The following is a 24,298-nucleotide window of genomic DNA, read 5'->3' on the forward strand; positions in this document are numbered from 1 at the left end:
GCACGCCGCGCTGCTAGAAATTCGGCCCCAGCGCGATCTTGGTGATCGTTCCGTTCCTGACGCCGATGCGCCATTCCGCCGAGCCGTTGGCGAACTGTGCGACATAGATGTCGCTGTCGAGCGCGGTGACGCCGCGGAACGAGACCGCGCGCAACGCGCCGAGCCGCGCCAGAATGGCCTGGTCGAACGGAAGCTGCGCACGCGTGATGTTGGCCACCTCTGTCGTCATGTGGTCGTAGTCGGGCTGTCCCTTGCCGATGCCCGCGAGATATTGCCGCAGCATCGCCTCGCCATTGGCGATCGGGACGGCGCGACGCGCCGCGCGCACCGGCCGTGCCGCGACGTTCGCGGCCTCGACATTATGGAAGCGCGTCTGCCGGCCCGGCACCAGGATCTCCATGCACTTCCCCGACTTGTCGGCAATGACCCATGGACTGTTCACGGTGGTCAGCGCGGCCCAGCTCATGTCTGACCTGACGACGCTCTGCGCCTTGCGCTCGCCGTTCGCACCGAGATTGAAGACCTTAATATCGTCCTCCGTCTCGTTGTAGAGCATGATCCTGATCGGCGAGGTGCCGGCACGGCCGCGCAAATTCGTCTCTTCCGCGCAGGAGACGATGCCGCCGAGTTCGTCATTGCCGTCGGGCCGGAAGATCACGTCGCCGGCCTTGCCGTCGGGCTCGAGCAGCAGGCGGAATTCCGCCGTGCCGTTCTCGAACTTGGCGCCATAGATGTCGTAGCCGCCGGGCCCGACGCCGCGGAAGAAGATCGTCTCGACCGCACCAAGCGCTGCGACGGTCGCGCGCAATTCGTCGACCTGACGGTGGATTTTCGCTGCGAGCGGCGCGCTCATGCGATCGTAGTTCGGTGTACCGCGGCGCAAATCCTCGATCCCGGTCAGGATCGCTTCCTTGCCGCCGGCAACCGGGACCTGCTCCCTGAATCGATCAGGCACTTCCGCCAGGCGGCGCGCGAAGTCGGCCTCGATCGCCTGAGCCTGCGCCGCATCGATCCGCTGCGCGAGACGTGCGCCGGAGCTGGCGTTCTGGACCAGCACATGCGAGACGCTGGCCGCATCATCGCGCAGGAAGATCAGGAGATGATCGCCGTGGAGGGAAAAGGCATCAGCGCCTTCGGCGAGAATCTTCGATCCACCCTGCCCGGTCTCCTGCACCTGCAGACGATCGCCATCGCGCCGCACGGTGAGCACGCGGTTCGACGCGACCTTGTACCAGCCGACATATGGATCGAGCGACATCGGATCGGTGGCCGGCTCCGGCATCTCGGCAACGCGCACGGCGCGCACGTCGCGGCCATTCATGCGCAGCGTCAACTCGGACGAGCGACGCTCCGCATCGATCGGGAACGTGACCTCACCGAACGACGCCGCATAGGACGCAGTGCCGTCGTTGGCGACGGTCAGGCGCAGCCTGCGTTGCCCGGTGAGCTGCCCGTAGATGTCGTCGCCCTCGCGGAAGATGGCGAACACCGAGGCGGGACCCATGGCGTAGAAATTGACGAACGGACGGTAATGCTGGGCCGGCACATCGCCGAGATCTGCGCCGGCGGGCACGGGATCCGGCGTGCGATAGGCAATCATGCCGGCCGACACGATGACCACCGGCACGATCGCGGCCGCGATCCACAGCCGCTTGCGCCAGCCGACCGCCACGGGCATGGCGGCGGCTGCGATGATGCGTTCGACCCGCGCGCGCACGGTCGACACCTGCGCCATCGCAAGCTCCATCGGCCGCGGCTTCACGGAGGAAGCAACGTCGAGCAGGATCTCGGCATAGGACAGCCGGTCGTCGATCATCTCGATCGCCCGGGCATCGCTGATGATCTCGGCAAGCTCGGCAAGCCGCGCCAGCTGCCACCAGGAGAACGGGCTGAACCAGAATACCGCGCGGTTGAGCGAGGCGAGCAAGAGGACGTAGAAATCGCCATTGGCGACATGCGCGCCCTCATGGGCGAGCACCGCCAGGCGCTTCTTCGCGTCCCAGCCGAAAAACTGCGGCGGCACCAGGATGGTCGAGCCGAAAGTGACGGGGCCGCCGACGTCGCCGCTGACGCGCACATCGGCATCGATCATCTCACGGCTCTTCACCGGCTTCGCCGCGCGCGCAAGACGCCAGGTCAGGCAGAGGCCGATGGCCAGCCGCAGCAGCAACAGGCCGGCGACGCAGGCATAGGTGGTGGTCGCGACCATCCACCAGTCGATCGAGACACCTCGCTTCACCATCGGCGCGATAACCGTAGCGGCCGCGATCGGCAGGGACGGCTGCGGTCGCTCCAGCATCGCGAAGTCGGCCGGCCACGCGTCGTCCGGCACCGGCACGGACAAGGGCATCCGGTCGATGGTGAGCGTCGGCCAATGCATCACGAACGGCATCGCCAGCGATGCCAGCAGCACGACCACCCACGCCGTCATGTGGACGTGCGGATTGCGCACACGAAACAGGATGAGACCGATCCAGACGACGCCTCCCAGCGCGAAGGAGCGTAACGCCGCCTCAGCCAGAGCCGCGATCATTCTTTCTTCACTCCCCTCGCCTTCTTCGCCTTGGCCACCTGGTCCGCCAGCGCACGCAATTGCTGCTGGTCGAGCATCGCATTGTCCACCATGCCGACGAGGACCTCCTCCATCGAGCCGTTGCAGAACCAGTCGACGATGCGCTGCACCGCCTTGGCCGCAACGCGGGCCCGCTCTTCGGCGGCGTGGTAGACGTAGGTGCGGCCGTCCACGGTGTGGCGAGCATAGCCCTTTTCTTCCAGCCGGCGCAGCACCGTCCGCACCGTCGATTCCTTCAGGCGTCGCGATAGCCGCTCGCGCACGATTTCGGCCGTGACCGGCCCATGGGCCCATACCAATTGCATGACCTCGTGCTCGAGATCGCCCAGGTCGGGCAAACGATCGTCCATGGTGGCTTACCTAGCGGCTTGAGTTTCTTGTAACGCTACGAACCGTCGCACATCAGGCGGCGGCAAACAACGGCTATTCCGGCTGAACCAGGATCGCCGTGCGCGGCCGGAAAAAGGCGCTTGCGAGTCGGATAGGCTCTTGATCTGGCAGGCAGGGTGCCTCGCCCCTCACCCGGATTGCCCCGGACGATGCTTCGCATCGCCGAGTTAATCCGACCTCTCCCCGCAAAGAGCGGGGAGAGGTTAAGCACATCAATTCGGCTCTCCCAGTAAGGGGCGCACCGCTCTCTCACTCCCTCGCCCCGTTCTTACGGGGAGAGGGTGGGGTGAGGGGCTGCCTCCGCAGATTCGACCGGCATTGTGAGCGTCAATACTTCGGCTCGTACATCTGCGACTGGATCAGGCCCTTGACGTCGTTGGGCGCGGGTCCGTCGGCGAGCCCGCGTTGATAGGCAACGTCAGCGACGGCCACCGCGATGCGGGCCGAAACCTCCCGGATGCGGGGCAGCGCGGGATAGAGGCTGCCCTGATCCAAATCCTCCTTGCCGACGCAATTGGCGAGCGTGTGGGCGGCCGCCATGAACATCTCGTCGGTCACAAGCCGCGAGCGGCTGGCGATGACGCCGAGGCCGACGCCGGGGAAGATGTAGGAGTTGTTGCCCTGGCGCGGCACGAAGGTGCGGCCGTTGAGCTTGACCGGATCATAGGGGCTGCCGCAGGCGAACAGCGCGCGGCCGGCGGTGTAGCGATAGGCATCCTCCGCCGAGCACTCGGCCTTCGAGGTCGGGTTGGACAGCGCGAACACGATCGGCTGCTCGTTGAGCTCGGCCATCGCCTTGAGCACCTCGGGCGTGAAGGCGCCACCCACCGCGGCAACGCCGATGATCGCCGTCGGCTTCAGCGTCTTGATCGCGGTGAGGAAGTCGGCGATCGGCGCCTGATCCTTATGCGCATAACGGAGCTTGTGGCCGTGCAAACCATCACGGCCGCTGACGACGAGGCCGCGGGAATCCACCAGCCAGTTGCGCCGGAGCGCATCGGCTTCCGTTGCGCCCTCCGCCATCATGGCGGAGACGACGAGATCGGCGATGCCGGTCGCAGCCTCGCCTGCACCGAGAAACAGGATGCGCTGATCCCGAAGCTTGCCGCCGCTCACCCGCAGCGCCGAGAACAGGCCGGCGAGCGCGACCGCCGCGGTGCCCTGAATGTCGTCGTTGAAGACGCAGGCTTCGTCGCGGTATTTGTGCAGCAGCTTGAACGCGGAATGGTTGGCGAAATCCTCGAACTGGATCAGCACATCGGGAAACGTCTTTCGCGCGGCCGTCATGAACTCGTCGACGAAGCTGTCATAGGCCTCGCCGGTGAGCCGCCGCTCGCGCAGGCCGAGATAATAGGGATCGTTCAACAGCTCTTCGTTGTTGGTGCCGACGTCGAGCACGATCGGCAGACAATGCTCGGGATGCACACCGGCACAGGCCGAATAGAGCGAGAGTTTTCCAACGGGAATGCCCATGCCGTTGGCGCCGAGATCGCCGAGGCCGAGAATCCGTTCGCCGTCGGTGACGACGATGAGCTTTGCGGGATTGGGCCAGTTCTTCAGGATGTCCGCGATCTGGCCGCGATCGCGCGAGGAGATGAACATGCCGCGCGGTCGCTGGTAGATCAGGCCGTATTTCTGGCAGGCAAGCCCGACCGTCGGGGTGTAGATGATCGGCTGGATCTCGTCGATATTGTCGACCACGACGCGGAAGAACAGCGCCTCGTTGCGGTCATGCAGTGCGTTCAGCGCGACGAATTTTTCGAGGTCCGTCGGCAGCGTGCGCAGATTGGTCAGCACGCGCTCGACCTGTGTCTCCATCGTCAGCACGCAGGGCGGCAGCAGGCCGCGCAAGCCAAGCGTATCGCGCTCCGCTTCGGTGAAGGCCGTACCCCTGTTGAGCAGGGGGTCGCGCAGCAAGGCCATGCCGTGCGCGGAATCGGATGATGTCGAATGGGTGCTGACCCGAGCAGGTCTATTCACGAATTCCCCCAGGGAGTTTCTTATTGAAGGGCAATCATTGTCGGCCAGCGCATGCTCGAGATCAAGGACGTTGCCCCTTGCGCTGCGATTGTGATCTCGCACCGCAGCGAGACTTTCGCGAACTATCCGCAGGTTGCTCTCTCCCCTCGTCATTCCGGGGCGCGACGAAGTCGCGAGCCCGGAATCCATCGAGCCGCAGCTACCGCCGCACAATGGATTCTCAGGTGCGCAATTGCGCACCGTAGTTCGCGCTGACGCGCGCCCCGGAATGACGAGAAATCCTCAGGGATGAGGGAGTGATATGCCGCAATAGCCCTATTCCGGCTTGATGTCCGCAGCCTTCACGACCGGCCACCATTTCTCGGTCTCGGCCTTCTGGAAGGCGGCAAGCGCTGCGGGCGATTGCTGGTCCGCCGGCAGAATCTCCTGGCCCAGTTCGGCAAAGCGCTGCTTGACGGAGGGATCGGCAAGGGCCGCGACAATGGCCGTGTTGAGCCTTGTGACGATCTCCTTCGGCGTGTTCTTCGGTGCCCAGATGCCGTGCCAGTAGGCGATGTACAGGCCCGGCAGGCCCGCTTCGTCGACGGTCGGAATGTCGGGCGCGGACGCAAGCCGCGTCGGTGATGTCACCGCGAATGCCTTGATCGCACCGTTCTTGTATTGCGGCAGCGAGTTCGAGGCCTGGTCGAACATGATGTCGATCTGTCCCGCGACGAGGTCGATCATCGCGGGCCCCGCACCGCGATAGGGCACGAACTGGAAGTCGGTGCCGGTCTTCTCCTTGAAGAAGACACCCGCAACATGCGCGCCGCTGCCGGCGCCGGCGGTCCCAGCAGTGGCCTTGCCGGGATTGGCCTTCAGCCACGCGATCATCTCCTTCAGATTGTTGGCCTCGAGCGACTTTCGCCCGACGATCAGTTGCGTGCCCATCGCGACCAGTGCGACCGGCTCGAAATCGGAGACCACATCATACGGCAGCTTGAAGATCCCGCCATTGAGCACATGGGTGCCCCAATGGCCGATGGTGATGGTCGTGCCGTCGGGCGTTGCACGTGCGACGCGGGCGCCGGCGATGCTGCCGGACGCACCGGCGACGTTCTCGACCACGATGGTCGCATGCAGCTCGGCTGCGATCCGTTCCGACAGGATCCGCGCCAGCGTATCGGTCGGCCCGCCGGCCGCGAACGGCACCACCAGCGTGATCGGACGGGACGGGAACGGCTGGGTGTGGCCGGGTGCGCTCCACGCCGCACATCCGATCAACGCGCAAATGACGATTACATGACCGCGCAACCCGGCCCACAGCCCCCGCACCATTCTCTTCCCACCCTTTTTGTTGCCCGCATGTCATCAGCGGACTGGAGGGCGAGTGAACGCTGCCGCGTGAGCGGAGGCAAGCCGGAAATTTTGCGGCGCGGCTATCCCGCCGCCCGCCGCGGCGTCAGATTCGCAGCGACATCGGCTGGCGGCGCGACATGCATCAAGATCGTCTGGGTGGCGGATGCGACCTCGATGCCGTTTTGCTGGAAGCGCTGCTTCATGCGGCGGTTGAATTCGCGCTGAACCGGCCAGCGGCCGGCCTCGGTGCAGCGGATCTGGCCAACGATCGACACCATGGCACCATCGACCTTGTCGATGCCCCAGAGATCGAGGTCGCCGCGGATCAACGGGCGGAATTCCGTCTCGCGGCGCATCTCCTCGACGATATCCTTGAGGATCTGGCCGGCGCGGTCGGTGTCTACCTTGTAGGCGACATTGACACTGACGGAGGCATTGCCGGCACCACGGCTGGCATTGGTGATGGTCGTCACCGCGCTGAACGGCACGATATGCACGGCGCCGTCGCCGGCGCGCAGCCGAATGGTGCGGATCGAGACGTTCTCGACCACACCTGACAGGCCTGACACGCTGACGGTATCGCCGACCTGAACCGTGTTCTCCAGCAGCAAAAACAGGCCGGTGATGAGGTCCTGCACCAGCTTTTGCGAACCGAAGCCGATGGCAATGCCGACGATGCCGGCCCCTGCGAGCAGCGGCGCGACATTGACGCCGATTTCGCTCAGCGCCGTGAGGCCGACGACCGTGGCGATCATGCACAACAGCGCCGTGCGCAGCATCGGCTGGAAGGTGCGCAGGCGTGCCGCGCGGGCATAATGTCCGTCGCGCGACAGCGTGTTGATCTGCCGGTCCAGCAGCGCATTGCTGGCCTCCCAGATCGCCGCAGCGATGGCGACAGCGACGCCGATCGTCGCCACCGCTGCGAGCAGCCGGCTGCCGATCTGGCCACCATAGAACCAGACGATGGCATCGACGCCCCAGACCTCGAGCACGGCCACGAAGCCGATGAAGGCAATCACGCCGGAGACGATCTTGCGCAGCAGCGGCAGATAGCGGTTGGCGCGGATCTCCAGTCCCGGAAAGCGGTGGAGGATTTCCGGCTGGATCCGGAAGCCGCGGTCGATCAGGCTCAGCGTTACCATGATCGCGACCCGCGTGATCAGCACCACCGCTATGGTGCCGACGAAATATTGCAGCAGCAACGAATAGCCGTTGCGGATGTTCAGCGCCCAGACCGCCCACAGCGCCAGATCGAGCGCAATGGCCAGATAATGCCAGCCGCCGGCGATGCGATTGCGCAGCCGCGCCGCAATCCCCTGCCGGTCCGCAGGCGCGCGGATGGCGTCGGCGACCTGGCGGCGGCACTGCAGGATAATGACGACGACGAAGAGATGCACGACCAGCATCACCATGCGTATGAGCGCGGCATAGCCGGCACGATGCAGGCCGAGCAGCAGCGCCACGTTGGCGAACGCAATGCCGGTTACACCGACGCCGACGATGCGGCGCGCCCAGATCTCGATATAGGCTGCCGTCTCTGCGCGCACCGGAAACAGGCCGAACGGGCCGGCCAGCGCACGGACGACGCAAATCAGCCCGCGTGAGAACGCATAGGCGTTGACGACGGCAAGGATCACGAGGCGGACAGTCGCGGGCTCGCCGATCTCCGTTCCGAGCAGTGCGGTCGCGATGCCAACGAAAACGACCACTGGAAGCAGTTCGAGCAACAGCCGCCCCAGCACAAACGGTAACCGCAGCAACAACTGCCAGACCCGCGCGAGGCTGTGCCTGCGCTTGTGCAATTCCGGCGACGGGGTGACATCGGCGACCGATGACGGGGGATCGGCAATAGGCAGCACCTGCGCCGGCAGCCGCGCGGTTTGCGGCGCGCGCCCTTCGAGGAAGGCGACCGGACGCCGGATCAGGCGGACAATCACCCATTCGGCCGCAAGCGCGCAGCCGAACACCAGCGCCAGCTTCCAGGCGATCTCGATCAGGAGATTATAGGCGTCGGGATCATTCGCGGTCTGCACGATCCAGTAATAGAACGCCGGAAAATGCGTGAGCGTCCGCGCCATGTCGGCGACATCGCGCGAGATCTCGCCGATCTCCTCTGACACGGTGAGCAGAAGCTGCGCGCCGAGGCCGTCAGCCGACAGCGGGATCGGTGACTTCTGCTCGGGCGCGGGGGCCGGCTGCTGCGGACCGGACGCATTCGCGATCGCGCGCAGCGTATCGATCATCTGAGCGCGCTTCTTGTCGTCCTGAAGCGTCTCCAGCGCCCGCCTGGCCTCGTCAGGCGACAGCGCGGCCGCGCTACTGGTGGCGGCCGGCGCAGGCGGCTCTGCGTGGGCTGGGGAGAAAGAAGAAATGGCGAGGAAGAGCGCTGCGGAAAGCGCGGAGACAAACTTATGCGACACGCGGATTCCCCAAAATAAATGAAATGCGCCGGCGGAATCGGGACCGCGCGAAGCACTGCGTCATGTCGGATGGGGCTATTCGCCCCGATCATGTGTCGGAAGTTTGCCGATCAGGCGACCATCTCTTGGCATTTCCGCTGGCATTCTCTTGGGCATTTCCCGCAACGCAGATGTGATGGAACCGCACCGTGGTCAATGTCGCAAAAGCATGCGAGATTACAGGCGGGAACTTGGGGGCATCACATGACAGATTTCGACCGGCGCCAGCTCATGCTTGCGGGGGCTGCCGTCCTGCTCGGCACGCGATCGGCGATCGCACAGAGCGGACCCACCTTCACCTATCGGGGCATCACGGCCGACACCAGCGCCGCGCAGAGCCAGCCTAACATCAAGGAGGTCGTCGCGTCGCTGAAGCATCAGATCGACATTGTCGTCGAATGCGGCGCGAAGCCCGAGATCATGACCTTCTTCAAAAGCCAGCCTGTCTCGGTCAAGCCCGGACAGGGCGACGGCGGCGGGCACTTCTCGACCAAGGTCGCGGGCGTCACGGTTGACGCGGCGGTCGATGCGCCGGAGAAGCCGGTGCTGCTGCACGAGCTGCTCCACGCCTATCATTTTCGCGTCCTGCCGGGCGCGCTGCAGAACCCTGACCTCGTTCGCTTCTACGGCATCGCCAGGCAGAACGAGCTTTATCCACCGGACTCTTATGTGCTGAAGAACGTGCAGGAGTTCTTTGCCGTGACCGGAAGTCTCTATCTCTGGGGCAATGTCGACCGTCCCCCCAACAACCGCGCCACGCTGCATGACAAGCAGCCGGTCTACTATCAATGGCTCGGTGATCTCTTCGGCGTGCAGAAGAAGGCATGATTCACGCGGCGGGCGCAAAACGCACAGCGCCGGGTAGGTAGGGGCTATGCCACACTGATGCAGCCCTCTAGACCTTTACCCGGCGTGCCGTTCGCGGTTTTTGCCGCTATGCGATAGTCCGAACGAGCTCCATCGCACTTAACGCGGCTGGATCTGCGGAGGTGGAGTCATAGACCTCCCCTTGCTCATGAGGTGGACGTTACGCGTCGCTTGTTTGCGACCATGTGCATGCTCCTCCCGTGACATAAAACTGTCAAGCAGGATCGATGTCTTTCAAATCACATTTGGCGATGTGTTCCATGTTGTTCCCGCGATAGATTGGCTGCTTGCAACGATGGAATAAATCGTTGGCGGCAGCGTTTGTGTCGAGGAGAACACCCGCCTTCTCCGTCCTCATCCATTTCCAGAAAGCGAGAGATGAAAGCATCATTTTGCATCGCCGTGCTCGCGGCCCTCGTAACCGGATCTGCGTTCGCGCAGACGCCGCCGCAGACCTCGACCAAGAAGGTCGACGGCACCGAGAACGTCTATATTTTCCGCTATGGCAACCATCAGTCGATGTTCGTGGTGACACCGCAAGGCGTGATCGCGACCGATCCAATCTCTTACTTGCGTCCCGCAAAACCCTACATCGACGCGATCAAGGCCGTGACCGACAAGCCGATCAAATACGTCATCTACAGCCACCACCACTACGACCACATCGCCGGCGGCCAGCCTTTCAAGGATCTCGGCGCCACCTTCATCGCGCATCGCCGCGCCAAGGAGCGGCTGCTCGAGATGAAGAAGCAGAATGCGCTTCTGGCTGATGTCGTGATGCCGGACCAGGTGGTCGACGACCAGAAGATCATCAAGCTCGGCGGCACCACGCTGGAGCTCGACTATGTCGGCCGCAACCATTCCGACAATTCGCTGGTGATGCGGCTGCCGAAGGAGAAGATCGTCTTCGTGGTCGACTTCGCGCCGATCGAATCGGTCCAGTTCCGCAACATTCCCGACAACGCCTCGCCGCTGGAATATATCGCCTCGCTGAAGAAGCTGGCTTCGCTGGACTGGGAGCGGATGATCCCCGGCCATCCCTATGCCGGCGGCCGGCTCGGCACCAAGAAGGATGTCGAGAACGACATCGCCTACATGGAAGATCGCTCGGCCGAGGTGAAGAAGGCGGCCGATGCCGGCAAATGCTTCGATACCGCGATGAAGGAAGTGAAGCTGCCGAAATACGAGAAGTGGGCGAATTACGAGGCGGGCCTGCCCGCCAATGTCGAGCGCTTCTGCTACTGGTGGGGCCGCGGGTATTGAGGGGCGGCTTGCGCGATGGTGACATCATGCCCCTGTTTTGCCCGACGGGTCAAGTAAATTTCGTAAATCCCGAATGATGTTTGCGCCGGCGGTCAAGCCATTGATTTCTCGACCGTCGGCTACTGTGCATGGGGTTGTTTTCGAGGAACCGCGCGCATTAGCGGCTTGCTCGGAGATCGCCTTACTTTTTCGCCTTCCCTTCCAGCTCCAGCGCCTTGCGCACGTTCTCGAACTCCGCCGCCGAGGCCTTGTCGGCGCGCGGAAAGCGCAGGTCCAGTTTTTCGAGCTCGGCAACGATGACGGAGCCGATCACCACGCGGGCGAACCATTTGTGGTCGGCGGGCACGACGTACCAGGGCGCGTGCGGCGTGGCGGTGTGGCGCACGATGTCCTGATAGACCGCCTGGTAACGCGACCACAGCGCGCGCTCCTTGATGTCATCCATCGAGAACTTCCACTGCTTGGCCGGCTCCTCCAGCCGGCCGAGAAAGCGCTGGCGCTGCTCTTCCTTGGAGAGATTGAGGAAGAACTTCAGCACAAGGGTGCCGTTGCGGCAGAGATAGCGCTCGAACGCCGAGATGTCCTCGAACCGCTCCTTCCAGATGTTCTTGGTGACGAGCTTTTGCGGCAGCTTCTCCTTGGCGAGGATATCCGGGTGCACGCGTGTCACCAGGCACTCCTCGTAATGCGAGCGATTGAATATGCCGATATGGCCGCGCTCCGGCAGCGCGATGACGTGGCGCCAGAGGAAATCGTGATCGAGCTCCTTGCTGCTCGGTGCCTTGAAGGAAGACACCTCGCAGCCCTGCGGATTGATGCCCTCGAAGATCGCCTTGATCGCGCTGTCCTTGCCGGCGGCGTCCATGGCCTGGAACACGATCAGCACGGACCAGCGGTCCTGGGCGTAGAGCTTCTCCTGGAACGCGACCAGCCGCTTCTTGTTGGCGTCGAGAATCTCCAGCGCCTTCTCCTTGTCCAGATCGCCCTTCTCGTCGGTCTTGTAATTCTTCAGGTGAAACTTGCCGGATCCGTCATGCCGGAATGGCGTGATGTAGCGGTCAAGTTCCTGGGCGAGCGATTTGGACGGCTTTTTGCTCATGAGCGCGGGGCACCTTGCGTTGCGACTTCAATCGGTCGAGCAGGCTACCAAGTATGCCCTTCGGAAGGAATATGATGAAAAGCACCAGCAGCACGCCGTAGACGAGGTTATCCCAGCCGACCGCCCGGGTGCCGAAGCCGATGCGCAGGGTCTCCGCAAGCAGGATGGTGATGACGGCGCCGACGGTCGGCCCGAGCGAGACGAACAGGCCGCCGACGATGGCCGCGAACACCATCTGGAGCGACACCGCGATGCCGGAGACCGTGTCGGGCGTGATGAACATCTGGTACTGGCAGTAGATCGCGCCGGCCAGCGCCGTCATCACAGCGCTGATCAAGGTGATCTTCAGTTTCTCCGCGGTGACGTTGACGCCGGCGGCAGCGGCCGCGTCCTCGTCCTCCGAGATCGCCTCGAGCGCGTAGCGGCTCATGCTGCGATCGATCAGGTGCCAGACGACGATGCCGCTGAGCCACACCGCAAGCGCGATCAAATACCAGGTCGTCTTGTCGTCGAATTGCAACGCCAGCAGCTTGTTGCCGGAAGCACGGTTCGGCGTATAGCCGAGCGAGCCGCCGGTATAGTCGCGCGTGGCCGTGATGACCTGGAGCACAATGCCGGACAGCGCCAGCGTCACCAGCACGAAGTAGTGCCCGGTGATGCGGAAGCGGAAGCAGGGATAACCGACGATCAGCGCCAGCGCGCCGGCCACGGCCATGCCGACGGGAATGCCGATCCATGGCGACAGGCCGAGATGATTCCACAGCAGCGCGGTGACATAGGCGCCGATCCCCATGAAGCCGCCATGGCCGAGTGAGACCAGGCCGAACCGCCCCATCATCGACCACGACGTATAGGCGAACGACCAGATCAGGATCAGCACCAGAATGTGCAGGTGATAGGGATCGCGATAGACGAAAGGCAGCGCGACGAGCGCGGCCAGTCCTGTTCCCCAAGCTACGAGCCGGCCCTGCCCCATCATCGGCGCCTCGCGAGCAGGCCCGCGGGCCGGATGAACATCATGACGATGAAGAAGGCGAAGGCGAGCACATAGCCCCATTCGAGATCGGAGAACAGGCCGCCGAGCGAGATGATCTCGGCAAACACGAAGGCCGCGATGAAGCCGCCGATGAAATTGCCCAAGCCCCCGAGCACGCAGATCAGGAAGGTGATCGGCCCGAAGGAGAGGCCGACGAAGGGGTGCACGTCATATTGCAACACCAGCAAACAGGCGGCGAGCCCGGCCAGCCCCCCGCCGATCGCGGAGGTGATCAGATAGATCCTCTTCGTATCGACACCCATCAGCGCCATGATCTGGCGGTCCTGCGAGATGGCGCGGATCGCCGTGCCGGTGAAGGTGCGGGTCATGAACAGATAGACCGCGACCATACCGACCAGCGCCGCCAGGAACGACAAAAGCCGCGCGTAACTAAAATTCATGTCGCCGAAGGCGAGCACCGGCAGGCGGATGCCGAGGTTGCGGAAGTCGATGCCGAAGGCGACGGTGGCAAAGCTCTGCAGCACGAACAGCACGCCGCCGGTCGCGAGCAGCTGGTTGATCGGCGGCGCGGTCAGCAGCGGCGCGATCACGAGATAATGTAGAAGAGCGCCGAGGATCGCGACCAGCAGAATGGTCAGTGGCGCCGCGATGAAATAGCTGATGCCGTAATACTGGACCAAGAAATACATGGCGTACATGCCGATCATCACGAGCTCGGCGTAGCAGATCCAGGTCACGTCGATGACACCGAAGATCAGGTTCAGCCCGAGCGCGAGCAGCGCCAGCACGCCGCCGAGCAGGATACCGTTGATGACGGCTTCCAGCAGATAGATGTCGAAAATGTCCAAGAATGCCTGCATGCCCTCACACCCCGAGATACGCTTGCTTGACCGTGTCGCTCGCCAGCATCTCGGCCGAGGTGCCCGAGGCGCGGATCGTCCCCGCCTCGATCAGATAGGCCCGGTCGACCACGCGCAGCACCTGCTGCACGTTCTGTTCGACGATCAGCACCGTCAGCCCGCGGCTGCGAATCCGCTTCACCAGCTCGAACACCTGCTGCACCACGACCGGCGCCAGCCCCGCCGATGGCTCGTCGAGCAGCAGAAGCTTTGGATTGGACATCAGCGCGCGGCCGATCGCGCACATCTGCTGCTCGCCGCCCGACATGGTGCCGGCCATCTGATGGCGGCGTTCCTTCAGGCGAGGAAACAGGTCGAACACGACCTCCAGCCGCTCGGCGTATTTCCCGCGCGCCTCCTTCATGAAGGCGCCCATCTTGAGATTGTCGTCGACCGTGAGCTGCGGAAACAGCCGCCGGTTCTCCGGAACATGCGCGATGCCGAGGCTGACGATCTTGTGGGCGGGTGTCGCGACGACGTCGACGCCCTCCATCGTGATTGATCCGCGCGAGGGGCGGATCAGGCCGGAGATGACGCGCATCAAGGTGGTCTTGCCGGCGCCGTTCGGGCCGATGACGCCGACGGCCTCACCGGCCTTCACGTCGAGGTTGACGTCGAACAGCGCCTGGAACGTGCCATAGCCGGCATTGACGCCGCGAAGCTCCAGCATCATTGGCCTCCCGCGCGGCGGCGCGCTTCGGCGGCCGCAGCCTGCGTGGTCTCGGCATCGGTGCCGAGATAGACCTCGATGACGCGCGGATCGCCCGCAACCGCGCTCGGCAGGCCTTCCGATATCTTGTCGCCGTGATCGAGCACCATGACGCGGTCGACGACGCGCATCAAGACGCCCATGATGTGCTCGACCCAGATGATGGTGATGCCGAGCTCGTCGCGGATGTTGCGCAGCATGTCGGCCGCCTGACCCATCTCGGTCTCGTCGAGACCGCCGAGGCTCTCATCGGCAAGCAGAAGTTTTGGCGCGGTGGCGAGCGCTTTCGCGAGCTCCAGCTTCTTCAGGCCGGCCGCGCCGAGGCCGTCGACGCTGGCATGACGATCAGTCGGCAAGCCCACCATCGCGAGCGAGCGCTCCGCCGCCTCCTCGGCCTTGACACGGCTGTGGCGGCCTTGGCCGTAGAAGCCAGCCAGCGCGACGTTCTCGAAAATGGTCAGCCGCCGAAACGGCCGCGGGATCTGGAAAGTGCGACCGATGCCGCGGTTGATGATCCGGTGCGACGCCAGCCCCGCGATCTCCGAGCCATCGAACAGGATTGATCCGGAGCTTGGCGCCAGCGTGCCGGAGAGCATGTTGAAGATCGTGCTCTTGCCCGAGCCGTTGGGACCGATCAGGCCAAGGATCTCGCCCTGATCTACCTTGAACGCCACGTTGTTGACAGCGGTGAATCCGCCAAACCGCTTCACCAGCCCGCTGACCTCCAGCACTGCCCCGCTCCGCCGCTACTGGTTGCTGTAGGTGGTGCCCTTCGGCAGCGGCAACACGGCTTCGCGCTGCGCCTGGCTCTTGGGCCATACCACCGACGACTTGTCGTCGATGTACTGGATCACGACCGGGAACGAGCGCTCGTTCTGGCCCGCCATCGGTGTGCCCTCGCCGTAGAACTTGACGCCGAAGCCGAGCATGGTGCCACCCTCCGGAATGTCGGTGTCGAGCGACGCCTTGCGCAGCGCCTCGGGATCGACCCCGCCATACTTTTTGATCGCGCGCGGCAGGACGTCATCCATGAACACGTAGGTGTTGGACGCGCCGATGCCGACATGGGCGGAGCGGATGGCAACGCCCGGTCTGATCTTGTCGTACTCCTCGCCGACCATCTTGATAACGGGTGCAAGCTTCGGGTCCATGGTCTTCTGGTTGGCGAGCCAGATCGAGATCGGATCGGTGTCGAAGATGTAGCTCGCGTCGGCACCCATCCCTTCCTTGAGCTTCTCGTAGACGCCGTAGCCGGCACCATGGCCGAGGAGGGCTGCGAACTTCAGGCCCTGCTCGCGCGCTTGCCGCAGCAACAGCGTGATGTCGGGGTTGTAGCCTGTGTGGAAGATCACGTCGGGCTTGGCGCGCTTCAGCTTGGTCACCAGCGCGGAGAGGTCCGGCGCGGTGGCCGAATAGCCTTCCTTCAGCACGACATTGAATCCGGCCTTCTTCGCGCCGGCCTCGTTGCCCTTGGAGACGTCGACACCATAGGCGCCGTCCTCGTGGATGATGGCGACGCGGAGATCCTTCGGCTCCTTGCCCAGCTTGTCTTTCGCATTCTGCGCGATGAAATCCATCGTCATCGTACCGAACTGGTCGCCGCTGGCCTGCGGGCGGAACACGTATTTGTAGTTCTTGTCGGCGAACACGGCGGACGAGATGCAGGTCGTCATCCACATGAACTTCTTCAGCTGCTCGACACGTGCGGCAACCGGCACGCATTGCGCCGAGGAGAAGAAGCCGAGCAGCATGTCGACCTTCTCCTGCTCGAGCAGGCGGACGGATTCGTTGATGGCAATGTCGGGCTTGCTCTGCGCGTCGGCGTAGACCGCCTCGACCTTGTAGCCCTCGACGCCGGTCTTGCTGAAATGATCGAGGATGATCTTGGTGCCGAGATATTCGAGCTCGGAGCCGCCGCCGGCGAGCGGGCCGGTCAGGTCGAAAATCACGCCGATCTTGATCTTCTTCTCTTGGGCCTGGACCGAAACGGTCAAGCCCATCGCTGCAATCGCGATCAATGGCCCACGTACCAAGCGGGCAGCCATGCGCAGGCGCATCTAAACCTCCCTGGACGATTGTGCATTGCAGTTTTTGTTTTGCTTTTCGCCCATCACATGGGTTGGGCGTCGCGATGTCAAGCGTCGCGCATCAGCGCGAGGTGAACTGCTGCGCGATGAAGGCCGTGACAAACCGCGGCATGGCCGGCATGAGATCATCCATTCCGCGCACGAGATGGATGGCCGAAAGCTCCGGCTCGTCCTGGCGTGCCAGATTGGCTTCGATCCGCGCGCGAGCCGCCTCACCCGGCATGTCCAGGTTGAGGATCTGTATCATTGCAAGTGCGCTGCCGGTGACGACACAGTGCCAGTCCGCCTCCGCGGAATAATCGGCAGGCGACAGGCCGGTCTCCTCCTCGAGCTCGCGGATGACGCTGCCGGGAATGTCGAGCGTGCCATCCCTGACATCATCGAGATCGGGCGTGCCCGACGCGAAATAGATGCGTCCCGCATTGGCGGTGTGATGTGCCATCTCGCCCATCACGAAGGCGCCATCGGAGGTGCGGAGCGCGCCCATGCCGAAGCCGTTGAACACGCCCGGATCGGGAAAGCCCCAGTCGCGCCAGGCAAGGAAGCTGGCGAAATCCGTCTCGAAATAGGTCGCAGCGAGATGCCCGTCGGTGAAGACGGCATCACGCCCGAGCAGGACCCGGCCGTTCCAGAGTTTCGGTCGCGCGCGTTGCTGCTCGGCGAAATGCGCCGCGATCTCGGCGCGCCGCTCCTCGGCGAACGGCCAGGCGGCGGTGCGCACCGCAAGTTCCAGCGTCGAGACGCGATGAATAGTCAGTGACGTCATGACGCCTGATTACCAAGCCTTCGCGTCAGTTATTTGGCGCTCCCCGTGGTCTTCTTGGCCTGGTCGACAAACTTGTTGGTAAAAGTCTTGCTGACGTCGATCTTGGCGTTGGCCACCTCGGGCGAACCGATGCTGAACACCGCCAGCACCGCGTCGGCACCCTTGGGATCCATCTTGCCGGTCTCGGAGAACATCGGGATCGTGTTCTTTAGCGCGGCGAGATAAAGGTCCTTGTTCTTGCCGACCATCTCGTCCGGCATCTTGGCCATGATCTCTTCGGGCGAATGTGAATGGATCCAGGCGATGGTGGCGAGCATTGCGTTGGTCAGCGCCTGCGTCTCCTTCTCGTGTCCATTAATCCAGGCCACGGTCGAGTACAGCGCGCCGCCCGGATATTCGCCGCCGAACGTCTCGAGCGTGTCCTTTTGCGTGCGGGTGTCGCTGAGAATGCGCAAATCCTTGTGGCTGCCCTGGAGCACGGTGACGGAGGGATCGAGCATCACGGCGGCGTCGATCTGCCCCTGCTCCATCGCAGCGACGGCCGTGGCGCCGAGGCCGACGCCGATCACGGCGGTGCCGGCCGGATCAAGCCCGTTCTTCTTCAGAAGATATTTCAGGAAGAAGTCGGTGGAGGAGCCGGGCGCGCTGACGCCGACCTTCTTGCCGGCCAGGTCCTTGACCGACTTGATGTCGCCGGTGTGAGACGGTGCGACGACCAGCACAAGGCCGGGATAGCGGTCATAGACGACGAAAGCCTGCAGCTCCTGCTTCTTGGCCGCCAGATTGACGCAATGGTCGAAATAGCCGGAAACCACGTCGGCGCTGCCGCCGAGCACGGCCTTGAGCGCGTCCGAGCCGCCCTTGAGGTCGACGAGGTCGACATTGAGGCCGGCCTTCTCGTACTCGCCGAGCTGCTTGGCCAGCACCGTCGGCAGATAGCACAGGCAGGCGCCGCCGCCGATCGCGATGGTCACCTTGCTTTGCGCTGCGGCAAGACCGGCGGTGAGCGTCAGCGCAAGCAGCGCGCCGGCGAGCCTGGCAATCGTGTTCTTCATTGGTTTCCTCCGTTCGGCTGGCGGCACCATAGAGCAGCGGGACTGGCTTGAGAAGCACCGCTTAAGTGGCACTGGCCATTGACCTTTCGGCGCAATAGCATGCGCGCACAACAACAATCTGATGGGGAGGATCATCCATGAATCGCCTTGCTGCCGGGCTGTCAATCACTGCCGCCTTTGTCGCCGGATGCGGCGCGACCTACCTGCTCGGACCGGCTCTCGCCGCCGAAAGCATCACCGCGCAGATCATCCATACCGGCGAGATGGAAGGCGATGCGCTCGGCCCCGCCAACAAGGTCGGCTACCGGTCCAAGACCTTCATGACCGCGGATGGCTCGACCGTCTCGATCCAGGTCGGCAATGTGCCGAAGCACCTGCATGCCAACACCAACGAGATCCAGTACATCCTGGACGGCACAGGGACGATCTGGCTCGGCGACAAGGAAGTGACGGTGAAGCCGGGCGACCTCGTCATCATCCCCAAGGGCACGCCGCATGGCGGCACCAAGCCGATCAGCGGCCAGGTCAAGGCGATCGCGATCAAGACGCCGCCGCAGGCGCCTGATGACGTCAAGCTGCTGGATTGAGCCTCTTCGCGATCTTGCGCAAGTGTTCGGGCTCGCACTGCCGTGCGCGCCCGTTTCATGAAATCTGGGGCTAGATCGGGCGGGTCTGCTTCCGGATCTCGTTCGCGATCGGCTTGAGGGTGTCCCCCGGAAGCTGGCCGACGAGGGTATAGCCCATGCCACCATCCGCCCACACGAAGCCTGCGACATCGCCGGCCGATTGCGGCATCATCGGTGTAGCAAGATTGCGGTTGCTCATCGGGCGCGTCAGCACAACGAGACGGTCACCATGATCGTCATCGTACATGAACATCGCGGCCGGGCCATGCGACGTCGCAACCAGGCGCCCTCCCATCAGCCGATAACCGGACACGGAGAGATCAGGCACCTTGACCGGCTGCTTCAGCCGATTTGTGACCCATTGCGTGAGCTCGGCACTGTCGGACGCTCGTATCTCGACCGGCCGCACGCGATCGGGCGCATAGACGTTATAGGAGTAGGCGGCCTCCTGCGCCAACGAAGACAGTCCGTTCGATCCCTCCTGCAGCAAGCTGCGCATGGTCCAGCCGCCGAGACCGCCGATACCGAGGAGCAACAGCGCCGCAATCGCGCCCCACGCCCGAAGAGGACGCCGCTTCCGGTTGTCGATGATGTGCGACAAATTCAGCTCGGCCGGCAATGGCTCGTCAGCGATTGACGCAAGCGCGCCACGCAACTGCTCGCGCTGGGTGGCGAAGGCCGCGACACGTTTGCCGACATCGGGATGATCGTCCAGATAGGATGCGACCTCCGCGCGCCGTTCAGGCTCGAGCGCCTGGTCCACATAGGCGTGGAGATCGTCCTCGGTGATCGGCCGCTGGCTCATTTCACGCTCCGCAATGCCACGACGTTCCCCGGTGTAACGCCGTCCATTTCCTGCTGTAACCTTTCCCGCGCGCGTGACAGGCGCGACATCACGGTGCCAACCGGGACGTTGAGTACTGCCGCAGCGTCGGCGTAGGAGAGGTCCTCGACCGCAACCAGCAACAGCACAGCCCGCTGCTCTTCCGGCAGTCTCGCAAGCTTGCTCAGGACATCCTGATAGATCAGCCTTTGCTCCTGCGCTGCCGCGCTGACAAGCTCCCGCTCGCCTGCTGCATCGTCGATCGGCATATGCCTGCCCCGCACTGTCGCCTGGCGGAATTGCGTGACCGCCAGATTGTGGAGGATTGTGAACAGCCAGGCCCGCAGGCTGCCGTCACGCCGTTGATGCCAGCGGCTGACAGCGCGCTCCAGGCAATCCTGGACGAGGTCGTCAGCCGCAGCTCGATCGCGCATGAGCGCGCGCGCATAGCGGCGGAGCGCGGGGATCAGCGGCTCGACTTGAGCCAGCATATCCTTCATGAGTCGCTCCGCCTGTTCTTCGTTGCCGCTCGGCCGGGCGTCATTGCACCTCGATCTGGACCGCCTCACCGGGCATGGCCGCGTCGCCGGACGCAATCACCAGATACCGCTTTGCAGCCGCGGCAGACCGGTCGACGATCTGCCGGATCGGACCGGCCGCGTTGACGATAGCAGATCCGGCCGGATTGGCCATGAACGCCGCCAAGGGCTGCAACGTACCACTTCCATCGCCATGCTCCGCGAGCGCCAGCACATATTTCTGCTTGGGCTGAAGTCCCGTCACCGAGGCCTGCAGGACCTGAATCAGGCCCTGATCGAACAGCGACACGCTGGTCGGCGGCTTACCGTCCCTGGCGCCTTCCTTCGACACGAGCGCCAGATGAGCAACCTGCCCGGCAACGCCGAGTGCCTGCAAATTCTGGCGGTCATCCGGGTTGGGCGCAGCATTCGGAACATAGGCGATCGCCTGCGGCGCCTGGCCGATCGGAACGTTGGCAACCACTTTATTGGTCGCCGTATCGATGACCGCAAGGGCGTCGGCGTTCTCCAGCCCCACATAGATGCGCGTGCCGTCGCCCGACGGCCATATACCGTGCGGCAGATTGCCGACCGGGATTGTCGCGACCTGCGAGAAGTCGTCGGTGCGGAACACCTTCACTTCGTTCAGGCCGCCGATGGTGACATAGGCGAACGTGCCCTTGGCGGTGTGTGCGAAGTTGACGTGATTGGTGATCGGACCGGTGTCGATCGTCTTGATCGCGTTGAACGGCGGCTTGGCATTGAACACCTGGGTCCGGCCGATGTCCTTCAGCGTGAACCAGACCTGATTTCCGTCCGGCGTCACCGCGATGTTCGGACAAAACGGGCTCTCCTGCTTCACCTTGGCGATGATCTTGTGCTCGGCGACCGCGACCACGTCGGTCTCGGGATTGAAGGACGAGCAGATGTAGCCGTATTTGCCATCGGGTGAGAAAATCTGCATGCCCGGCCCGTTCGGAGTCGTGATGCGGGTTTTCTCTTCGAAGCTCACAGGATCGATGACGGAGATGTAGTTCTCACCGCGAACGGTGACCCAGACCTCCTTGCCATCCGGCGTGAAGAACGCTTCGTGCGGCGATCGCCCAACATAGGTGATGTGCTTGACCGCGTTGGTCGCGGTGTCGATGAAGGTCACCGAATTGGAGCCGATCGACACCACGGCGAGCGTCTTGTGATCGGGCGAGAAGCCCATGCCGTGCACGAGCACCTGCCCCTTGTAGAGCGGGCTGAAATTGCCGGGCTGCGGGTCGCCCAGCCGGATCACGCCAAGCAGCTTGTTGTCGACGGGGTCGGTGACGGAAACCGTATTCGAGAACTGTTCCGCGGCGTAGACGCGGTCGTGGTGGCTGATCGGAATATCCGGGGCGGACAGCGCGCCCGGCGCCTGCCCTGCCCATGCGGCGGGGCCGGTGGCGAGCATGGTGGCTGCCAGAAGAACGCTCTTGCCGATCGTATTTCTCAAGGTCTTCATGCGTGGCTCCTACTTCTTCATTCCGGCAGACATATCCATCTGCATGCCCGGATGGTGATGGACGGTGGCGACTGGAACGGATTGCGACTGGGTCGGAGCTGGCATGGTGTCCGTCGCCGGCTCGCCGATCGCGAGCTTCATGGCCGCGATCTCCTGCATCTGGTCGACGATGATCTCCTGGGCGATACGCCGCAGCTGCTCGTTCTTGCCGTAGCGCAATTCGATCACGGCCATGTCGATTGCACCTTGATGATGCGGGTTCATCATCGCGACGAAGTCGCGATCGACGTCGCCGGTCGGCTTGGCCGCCATGTCGTTCATCATCTTGGTCATTGCGGCATCGTTTTCTTGCAGGAAAGCGCTCTCCTCGGCACTCAGGGCAGCCTGGGGAGCGGCCGGGTGCGCTTCATGCGCGAATACGAGCGGAGGCGCCGCGAAGGCGACGAAAATGCGCGCGGCGAGGAACGCGGTGCCGAGTCCGGGCTTCGGCCATCGGCATCTGCCTGCGAGCGCAGCAACTGCGCGACGAAACTGTGACGGGTGCATCCCTGGAAACTCCCATGCAGGTGGTTGCATGGGGGTATGACGCGAGGCCGCGCGTTCTATTCCGGTCGGTCAATCACATAAATGTCAGAAGGCGCCTAGCCGCGCCCGTCCACCGTCGGTCGCCAGACCAGTAGCCTGCGCTCCACCAGCGTCACCCCGAAGTCGATCAGGATCACGAAGGCCGACAACACGAACATGCCGGCGAATACGCCGGCGACGTCGAACACGCCTTCGGCCTGCTGGATCAGATAGCCGAGCCCTGCGGCCGATCCCAGATATTCGCCGACGACGGCGCCGACCACAGCGAAGCCGACCGAGGTGTGCAGCGACGAGAACATCCACGACAGCGCCGAGGGCCAATAGACGTGCCGCATCAGCTGCCCTTCGCTCATGCCGAGCATGCGGCCATTGTCGAGCACGGTGCGGCTGACTTCCTTGACGCCCTGGTAGACGTTGAAGAACACGATGAAGAACACCAACGTCACGCCGAGCGCGACCTTGGACCAGATGCCGAGACCCAGCCACAGCGCGAAGATCGGCGCCAGCACGACGCGCGGCAGCGCGTTGACCATCTTCACGTAGGGATCGAACACCGCTGCGACCAGCGGCTGGCGCGCGAACCAGAAGCCGATGAGGACGCCGCCGAGCGAGCCGATCACGAAAGCCAGGATCGACTCCACCAGCGTGATCCAGAGATGCTTCCAGATCACGCCAGAGACGAACCATTTGACGATCTGATCGAACACGTCGACCGGATTGGAGAAGAAGAACGGCGGCAGCAGGATCTTGCCGAAGATGGGAAAGGTCGACAGCAACTGCCACAGCACGATGCAGACAATTGCGACCAGGATTTGCAGCGCAAGCAGCGTGACGCGCGACATCAGACCGCCTCCGCCGCATGGGTGGATTGGGCGTAGCCCTTCATCACCTCGTCCTTGAGCACGCTCCAGATCTCCCGGTGCAGCGCATGGAAATCCTTGTCCATCCGCACCTCGAAAATGTCGCGCGGGCGCGGCAACGTCACGCGCCAGTCGCCGATGATGCGCGAGGACGGCCCCGCCGACATGATCACGACGCGGTCAGCAAGTGCGATCGCCTCCTCGAGATCATGAGTGACGAACAGCACAGCCTTGCGGTCGGCATTCCACAAGTCGAGCAGCAGGTTGCCCATCACCTGGCGCGTCTGCGCATCAAGCGGCCCGAACGGCTCGTCCATCAGCAGGATCTTTGGGTCGCGGATCAACACCTGCGCCAGCGCCACGCGCTTGCGCTGACCGCCGGAGAGCATGTGCGGATAGCGGCCCGCAAAGGCGCCGAGGCCGACCGAGGTGAGCCATTTCTGCGCCCGCGGCAGGGCCTCGGCGCGCGGTGTGCCCTTGATCTCGAGCCCGATCGCGACATTGTCGAGCGCCGTCTTCCAGGGGAACAGCGCATCGGCCTGGAACAGATAACCGGCGTCCCGGTTCAGCCCGGCGAGCGGCCGGTCAAAAATCTTGATGCTGCCAGCGGCCGGCTTGAGCAGCCCGGCCGCGACATTGAGCAGCGTGGATTTTCCGCAGCCGGTCGGGCCGACAATGGCGACGAACTCGCCCTGCGCGACCGCAAGATGGGCCTTCTCCACCGCCGTATAGACCCGCCCGTCCCCCAGCCGGAACGCAACCTTGGCATCTTCCAGCGCCACCGCCGTTGGCGTTGTCATGTGTTTCCTCCGAACCCTGGCGATGCCTTAGCCGCTCGCGCGATCAAGTTCAATCAACCGGCCAAGCGTGCTACGCATGGGGCTGGCCGCCCTCTTACCGTCCCTTGAGCCCA

Annotated in this window: 22 protein-coding genes; 3 read left to right on the forward strand and 19 right to left on the reverse strand. The window is 63.7% G+C overall.

The window, feature by feature from the left end:
* Nucleotides 1-13: 13 nt before the first annotated feature.
* The 5 genes from ACLFLU_RS31265 to ACLFLU_RS31285 form a co-directional block, all read right to left on the reverse strand.
* Nucleotides 14-2,533 carry a M56 family metallopeptidase gene (locus tag ACLFLU_RS31265; RefSeq protein ID WP_426408570.1) on the reverse strand — a complete coding sequence of 840 codons (2,520 nt, stop codon included), beginning with the start codon at nt 2,531-2,533 and terminating at the stop codon, nt 14-16.
* The gene (locus ACLFLU_RS31270) at nt 2,530-2,922 is read right to left on the reverse strand and encodes a BlaI/MecI/CopY family transcriptional regulator (protein WP_148753097.1); all 393 of its coding nucleotides are present in this window, start codon (nt 2,920-2,922) and stop codon (nt 2,530-2,532) included. The genes ACLFLU_RS31265 and ACLFLU_RS31270 overlap by 4 nt, the downstream gene beginning before the upstream one ends.
* Before the next feature lie 367 nt (nt 2,923-3,289).
* Entirely contained in the window at nt 3,290-4,885 is a 1,596-nt protein-coding gene (locus ACLFLU_RS31275) for an NAD-dependent malic enzyme (protein WP_426414114.1), read from the reverse strand.
* A gap of 372 nt (nt 4,886-5,257) precedes the next feature.
* Nucleotides 5,258-6,256 carry a tripartite tricarboxylate transporter substrate-binding protein gene (locus ACLFLU_RS31280; protein WP_426414115.1) on the reverse strand — a complete coding sequence of 333 codons (999 nt, stop codon included), beginning with the start codon at nt 6,254-6,256 and terminating at the stop codon, nt 5,258-5,260.
* A 104-nt stretch (nt 6,257-6,360) separates the two neighbouring features.
* Entirely contained in the window at nt 6,361-8,700 is a 2,340-nt protein-coding gene (locus tag ACLFLU_RS31285) for a mechanosensitive ion channel family protein (RefSeq protein WP_426408571.1), read from the reverse strand.
* Nucleotides 8,701-8,943: 243 nt separating this feature from the next.
* On the opposite strand from ACLFLU_RS31285, the gene ACLFLU_RS31290 reads away from it, so the two are divergent.
* Together ACLFLU_RS31290 and ACLFLU_RS31295 are read left to right on the forward strand one after the other, a co-directional pair.
* Nucleotides 8,944-9,567, forward strand: a complete 624-nt coding sequence (locus ACLFLU_RS31290; protein WP_426408572.1) for a hypothetical protein — start codon at nt 8,944-8,946, stop codon at nt 9,565-9,567.
* 417 nt (nt 9,568-9,984) lie between these two features.
* Nucleotides 9,985-10,869, forward strand: coding sequence for an MBL fold metallo-hydrolase (locus ACLFLU_RS31295; protein ID WP_426408573.1), 885 nt, complete (start codon nt 9,985-9,987; stop codon nt 10,867-10,869).
* Nucleotides 10,870-11,050: 181 nt separating this feature from the next.
* On the opposite strand, the gene ACLFLU_RS31300 is transcribed toward ACLFLU_RS31295, so the two are convergent.
* The 8 genes from ACLFLU_RS31300 to ACLFLU_RS31335 all read right to left on the reverse strand — a co-directional run bounded on the left by ACLFLU_RS31300 (nt 11,051) and on the right by ACLFLU_RS31335 (nt 18,481).
* On the reverse strand, nt 11,051-11,968 hold the full coding sequence (locus ACLFLU_RS31300; RefSeq protein ID WP_426408574.1) for a polyphosphate kinase 2 family protein: 918 nt from the start codon (nt 11,966-11,968) through the stop codon (nt 11,051-11,053).
* Entirely contained in the window at nt 11,928-12,947 is a 1,020-nt protein-coding gene (locus tag ACLFLU_RS31305; protein WP_426408575.1) for a branched-chain amino acid ABC transporter permease, read from the reverse strand. Before ACLFLU_RS31305 ends, ACLFLU_RS31300 begins: the two co-directional genes overlap by 41 nt.
* The gene (locus tag ACLFLU_RS31310; protein WP_148754197.1) at nt 12,944-13,825 is read right to left on the reverse strand and encodes a branched-chain amino acid ABC transporter permease; all 882 of its coding nucleotides are present in this window, start codon (nt 13,823-13,825) and stop codon (nt 12,944-12,946) included. Before ACLFLU_RS31310 ends, ACLFLU_RS31305 begins: the two co-directional genes overlap by 4 nt.
* Nucleotides 13,826-13,829: 4 nt before the next feature.
* Nucleotides 13,830-14,534 carry an ABC transporter ATP-binding protein gene (locus ACLFLU_RS31315; protein WP_426408576.1) on the reverse strand — a complete coding sequence of 235 codons (705 nt, stop codon included), beginning with the start codon at nt 14,532-14,534 and terminating at the stop codon, nt 13,830-13,832.
* Nucleotides 14,534-15,304 (reverse strand): ABC transporter ATP-binding protein, encoded by a 771-nt coding sequence (locus tag ACLFLU_RS31320; RefSeq protein ID WP_426408577.1) that lies wholly within the window; start codon nt 15,302-15,304, stop codon nt 14,534-14,536. Before ACLFLU_RS31320 ends, ACLFLU_RS31315 begins: the two co-directional genes overlap by 1 nt.
* A 15-nt stretch (nt 15,305-15,319) precedes the next feature.
* Nucleotides 15,320-16,630 (reverse strand): ABC transporter substrate-binding protein, encoded by a 1,311-nt coding sequence (locus ACLFLU_RS31325; protein ID WP_426408578.1) that lies wholly within the window; start codon nt 16,628-16,630, stop codon nt 15,320-15,322.
* A 91-nt stretch (nt 16,631-16,721) separates the two neighbouring features.
* Complete coding sequence (locus ACLFLU_RS31330) at nt 16,722-17,426, reverse strand: NUDIX hydrolase (protein WP_426408579.1); 705 nt, start codon at nt 17,424-17,426, stop codon at nt 16,722-16,724.
* Between the two features lie 29 nt (nt 17,427-17,455).
* On the reverse strand, nt 17,456-18,481 hold the full coding sequence (locus ACLFLU_RS31335; RefSeq protein WP_426408580.1) for an ABC transporter substrate-binding protein: 1,026 nt from the start codon (nt 18,479-18,481) through the stop codon (nt 17,456-17,458).
* A gap of 137 nt (nt 18,482-18,618) precedes the next feature.
* Between ACLFLU_RS31335 and ACLFLU_RS31340 the strand changes: the two genes are divergently transcribed.
* Nucleotides 18,619-19,068, forward strand: coding sequence for a cupin domain-containing protein (locus ACLFLU_RS31340; protein ID WP_426408581.1), 450 nt, complete (start codon nt 18,619-18,621; stop codon nt 19,066-19,068).
* A 70-nt stretch (nt 19,069-19,138) separates the two neighbouring features.
* On the opposite strand, the gene ACLFLU_RS31345 is transcribed toward ACLFLU_RS31340, so the two are convergent.
* The 6 genes from ACLFLU_RS31345 to ACLFLU_RS31370 all read right to left on the reverse strand — a co-directional run bounded on the left by ACLFLU_RS31345 (nt 19,139) and on the right by ACLFLU_RS31370 (nt 24,185).
* A complete protein-coding gene (locus ACLFLU_RS31345; protein WP_426408582.1) occupies nt 19,139-19,912 on the reverse strand; it encodes an anti-sigma factor family protein in 774 nt (257 codons plus the stop codon).
* Complete coding sequence (locus tag ACLFLU_RS31350; protein WP_426408583.1) at nt 19,909-20,430, reverse strand: sigma-70 family RNA polymerase sigma factor; 522 nt, start codon at nt 20,428-20,430, stop codon at nt 19,909-19,911. Before ACLFLU_RS31350 ends, ACLFLU_RS31345 begins: the two co-directional genes overlap by 4 nt.
* A 40-nt stretch (nt 20,431-20,470) precedes the next feature.
* Nucleotides 20,471-21,940, reverse strand: a complete 1,470-nt coding sequence (locus ACLFLU_RS31355; RefSeq protein WP_426408584.1) for a YncE family protein — start codon at nt 21,938-21,940, stop codon at nt 20,471-20,473.
* Between the two features lie 9 nt (nt 21,941-21,949).
* Complete coding sequence (locus tag ACLFLU_RS31360) at nt 21,950-22,486, reverse strand: DUF305 domain-containing protein (RefSeq protein WP_426408585.1); 537 nt, start codon at nt 22,484-22,486, stop codon at nt 21,950-21,952.
* 95 nt (nt 22,487-22,581) lie between these two features.
* Nucleotides 22,582-23,367 (reverse strand): ABC transporter permease, encoded by a 786-nt coding sequence (locus ACLFLU_RS31365; protein WP_426408586.1) that lies wholly within the window; start codon nt 23,365-23,367, stop codon nt 22,582-22,584.
* A complete protein-coding gene (locus tag ACLFLU_RS31370; RefSeq protein WP_426408587.1) occupies nt 23,367-24,185 on the reverse strand; it encodes an ABC transporter ATP-binding protein in 819 nt (272 codons plus the stop codon). The genes ACLFLU_RS31365 and ACLFLU_RS31370 overlap by 1 nt, the downstream gene beginning before the upstream one ends.
* Nucleotides 24,186-24,298 lie beyond the last annotated feature (113 nt).

The organism is Bradyrhizobium ganzhouense (assembly GCF_049949285.1).
GTDB lineage: Bacteria > Pseudomonadota > Alphaproteobacteria > Rhizobiales > Xanthobacteraceae > Bradyrhizobium > Bradyrhizobium ganzhouense.